The 2,677-nt window shown below is 56.6% G+C and carries 4 protein-coding genes and 1 pseudogene; 3 read left to right on the forward strand and 2 right to left on the reverse strand.

What is annotated here, in order from left to right; all coding sequences use genetic code 11:
• On the forward strand, nucleotides 1-195 hold a 195-nt coding region (locus A9513_RS36315), incomplete at its 5' end, for a hypothetical protein (RefSeq protein ID WP_218060706.1).
• Here A9513_RS36315 and A9513_RS14595 read toward each other — a convergent pair.
• Together A9513_RS14595 and A9513_RS14600 are read right to left on the reverse strand one after the other, a co-directional pair.
• The gene (locus tag A9513_RS14595; RefSeq protein ID WP_065327450.1) at nucleotides 168-989 is read right to left on the reverse strand and encodes a class III extradiol ring-cleavage dioxygenase; all 822 of its coding nucleotides are present in this window, start codon (nucleotides 987-989) and stop codon (nucleotides 168-170) included. The two genes, A9513_RS36315 and A9513_RS14595, sit on opposite strands and share 28 nt — an antisense overlap.
• Before the next feature lie 20 nt (nucleotides 990-1,009).
• A complete protein-coding gene (locus A9513_RS14600) occupies nucleotides 1,010-1,639 on the reverse strand; it encodes an NADPH-dependent F420 reductase (RefSeq protein ID WP_065327451.1) in 630 nt (209 codons plus the stop codon).
• 113 nt (nucleotides 1,640-1,752) lie between these two features.
• Between A9513_RS14600 and A9513_RS34970 the strand changes: the two are divergent.
• A pseudogene (locus A9513_RS34970) lies at nucleotides 1,753-2,526 on the forward strand (LysR family transcriptional regulator); the annotation flags it as partial.
• 55 nt (nucleotides 2,527-2,581) lie between these two features.
• The coding region (locus tag A9513_RS36520; RefSeq protein ID WP_255302857.1) for a helix-turn-helix domain-containing protein at nucleotides 2,582-2,677 on the forward strand (96 nt) is incomplete at its 3' end.

The following is a 2,677-nucleotide window of genomic DNA, read 5'->3' on the forward strand; positions in this document are numbered from 1 at the left end:
AAGCCTGCGCTGGCTGAAGCCATTGCACAGGCCGATCTGGATCGTGACGCGCTCTGTGGCGCTGAGTTCGTGATAGGACATGGGGCAACACCTTACCGAAATGGTCGGGTGTTGCACTCAGTTTTTGCGGCCGCCTGGGTTCTTTTATCGCTTCAGAAAAGCCAATTTCATGAATCAAGTTCAACAACGCCTTGAGTCGATGGAGCCGAGTCGAAAAGGTAGCTATCCATCGCCAACACTCCGTAGGTAATGCCCCCCTCCAGAACGCGCGTTTGATACTTCTCTCCGGCTGCGCCAAGAGCAATCAACAGGGGTAAGAAGTGTTCATTCGTCGGGTGAGCTCGATCAGCAGCCGGTGCAAAGCGTCGGTATTCCAACATTTGTTCTGTGTCCCCGCGCTGCAGTGTCATCGCAGTCCAGGCAGCGAAGTCTTTGACGTAGTCCGCGCTGTCGGACGTAGCTCCTCGGAACTCATAAAGGTTATGGGTCAGGCTTCCAGAAGCCACTACCAGCACGTTCATGTCGCGAAGAGGCTTGAGTGCTTTACCCAGCGCCAAGGCACCGTAGGTATCCATAGGCATGGGCATCGAGACCTGGACCACTGGCACTGTTGCTGAAGGCGCCAGGTAGAGCAGCGGCACCCACGCACCGTGATCGAGGCCGCGAGTTGCGTCCAGGCGCGCTTTCCAACCTGCCGAACCGAGCAGCTCAACAATGTGATTCGCCAGTGCCGGTGCGCCTGGGGCGGGGTAGCTCAGTTCATAAAGCTGATTTGGAAACCCACCGAAATCGTGGATGGTTTTTGGGCTGGTGCTCGAGGTGACGCAGACCTCGCCTCGAGTCATCCAGTGAGGCGAGATGACCACGATTGCATCGGGCTGCGGCAGTTCGCGACCGAGCTCGGTCAACTGTTGGCCAGCCAGACCAGGCTCGATAGCGAACATTGGAGCACCATGAGATACAAACAGCAGCGGGAGCGACGTCTTCATGGTGATTCCTCTGGGTTGCCTTACTTGTTGAGCCAGACAGGAGCAATGGAGGTACCCAGGCCCGCGCCGTAACCGAGGTAAATATTCAAACCTGCCAGCGGCTCCAGGTAGCGAGCATTCATCAGCCCGCCTGCGTCGACGGCGTTCCACCCCATGCTCTGGGCCAGCGAAACTGCCGTCTGCTTGGCGCGTTCGTTGTCGCTGGCGACAAACACGCTGCCGCGCTGGTTTTCGGCGAACTCAGGGCCATCAGCGAGCACTTGCGCAAACAGTGTGTTGAACGCCTTTACGACATGAGCCTGTGGCAGGGCTTTGGCAATTTCTTCGGAAGCGCTGGTCACATGGCCAATGGTCAAGGACATGTAGTCGGCGCTCAGCGGATTGGTGATATCCACGATCACTTTCCCAGTCAGATCACCCAAGCCTTTCAGAGCAGAGACAGCATCACTAAAGCCAGTTGCAAGGACGACCACATCGCTGTCACCCAGGGCCTCAGAAGCTATATAGGCAGTGACGTTCGGGTACTGGTCGGCCAACGCTTTGGCCTTTTCAAAGTCGCGCCCCGTGATCCGGACCGAATGACCCGCGTTGGAAAGCTGCTTGGCGAAGCCGGAGCCCATGTTGCCGGTACCAATTACGGTGACTTTCATAGCTACCTCTCCCAGATGCGTTGATTCAAGTGTCGATGGGGCTAGTCTATAGGCTTATTTTTTGAGATAAACATTGTTATATGTGATTATTTATCCCGAATGGTGGAACAATAATGGATCGCGCTCTCGAGATGCAGGTCTTCTGCACCGTCGTCGACAAAGGGAGTTTTGTAGGCGCTGCTGAACCCTTGGGAATGTCAAAGGCAGCAATATCCCGCTACGTAAACGCACTGGAGGAACGGCTGGGGGCACGCTTGCTCCATCGAACGACGCGGCGCCTCTCATTGACTGACGAGGGCCGCCAGTTCTATCACCAGGCCAGGGAGGTCCTTGCGATGATGGACGAAGCGGAAGAAGCCGTATCAGCCGCCCGGCCCGAGCCGAGCGGAGTGCTCCGGGTCAATGCACCGGTCAGTTTTGGCATCCTGCACCTTGCCCCCATCTGGGCCGACTTCATGCGTAGATATCCCAGGATTGAACTGGACATCAGTCTGAATGATCGGCTCGTGGATCTGGTCGAGGAGGGATTTGACGCCGCTGTGCGTATTGCACGGATGGAAAACTCGTCGCTAGTCGGGCGCCGGCTGGCCACCACCAGAATGTGTTTGAGTGCCTCGCCGGGATATCTGTCTAGTCGTCCAGCGATACGCAAGCTGGATGACCTAGCGGAACACACGATAGTGGCGTACTCCAATTACGCCAGCGGCAATGATTGGGTATTCGAGGGGCCAAGCGGTAGCGAAACCGTGCGCACACGTTCTGTCGTGCGGTGCAACAATGGAGATACCTGTCGCCATATCACTTTGGCTCATGGAGGTATTTCGTTACAACCGAGTTTCATGATTGCCGAGGATATTCGCAGAGGGGATCTGGTTGAAATCTTGCCGGGGCGGCCGCAAAAACTGAGTGCAACACCCGACCATTTCGGTAAGGTGTTGCCCCATGTCCTATCACGAACTCAGCGCCACAGAGCGCTTCACGATCCAGATCGGCCTGTGCAATGGCTTCAGCCAGCGCAGGCTTGCCCGGCTGATGAAC

Origin of the sequence: Pseudomonas sp. AU12215 (assembly GCF_001675465.2) — a bacterium.
Lineage (GTDB): Bacteria > Pseudomonadota > Gammaproteobacteria > Pseudomonadales > Pseudomonadaceae > Pseudomonas > Pseudomonas nitroreducens.

Bases quoted from the DNA above. Each gene is read 5' to 3' on its own strand.
- A9513_RS14600 (WP_065327451.1), bottom strand. From the start codon at position 1,639: ATGAAAGTCACCGTAATTGGTACCGGCAACATGGGCTCCGGCTTCGCC.
- A9513_RS14595 (WP_065327450.1), bottom strand. From the start codon at position 989: ATGAAGACGTCGCTCCCGCTGCTGTTTGTATCTCATGGTGCTCCAATG.